This window comes from Micromonospora sp. AMSO31t (assembly GCF_008868175.1).
Classification (GTDB): domain Bacteria; phylum Actinomycetota; class Actinomycetes; order Mycobacteriales; family Micromonosporaceae; genus Micromonospora.
In genome coordinates, this window is the sequence record NZ_WBKT01000315.1 from 1 (window position 1) to 931 (window position 931).

Annotated in this window: 1 protein-coding gene; it reads right to left on the reverse strand. The window is 79.5% G+C overall.

The features are described from left to right. Nucleotides 1–931: glycosyltransferase family 9 protein (locus tag F8274_RS30740; RefSeq protein WP_151465901.1), on the reverse strand; the 931-nt coding region annotated here is incomplete at both ends.

Below are 931 nucleotides of genomic sequence, written 5' to 3' on the forward strand. Positions count from 1 at the left end.
CGGGCCGGGTCGAGGCCGTTCAGGCAGGGGTGCCCGGCGACCGGGCAGACGGCCGCCCGGGTGTCCCGACAGGCCGCCCCGGCGTCGCCGAGCCGGACGGTGGGCACCCGGTAGGGCCCCCACTGCCCGAACGGGACGGTCGGGGCGAAGAGGCTGACCACCGGGGTGCCGACGGCGGCGGCCAGGTGGGCCGGCCCGGTGTTGCCGACGATGAGGCAGCGGGCCCCGGCGAGGATCCGGGCGAGCCCGGCCAGGTCGGTGGCGCCCCCGAGGTCGGTGCCGCCGGCCGCCGCGACCCGGGCCGTCAGATCCCGTTCGCCGGGAGCGCCGGTGACCAGCACCCGGTGCCCGTCGGCCGCGAGGGCGGCCACGATCTCGGCGCAGCGCTCCGGCGGGCAGGCCCGGGCGGGCGCCGACGAGCCGGGGTGCACCACGACGTAGTCACCGGCGGGCAGGTCGACGGCCGGCGCGGGCAGGTCGGCGCGGAGCCGCAGCACCGGCTCGTCGCCGGCGGGCAGCGCGTAGCCGGCCGCGGCGGCCAGGGAGAGCGCCCGCTCCGGTTCGGGCACCCCGACGGGCGCCCGGTGCCGGACGTCGAGCAGGGACCCGGGGTAGTCGTCGCTGATCGCGCTGATCCGGGGGACGCCGGCCATCCGCAGCAGCAGGGCGAGGGGGAGCGGTGACTGGTGGAACGAGGTGAAGACGACCGCCTCGTCGGCGCCCACGGCGGCCAGCCGGCCGGTGAGCCGGCGCATGTCGTCGGGGTCGACCGGCCCGGGGGAACCGTCGATCCAGGGCAGCCGCCACTCGATGATCTCGTCGACGCCGGGCAGCAGCTCCGCCGCCGCCCGGCCGCGTGGCCCGCAGAGCAGCACCACCCGTTCCGCCCCGGCCGCCACCGCGCGGATCCCGGGGCCGGTGACCAGCACGT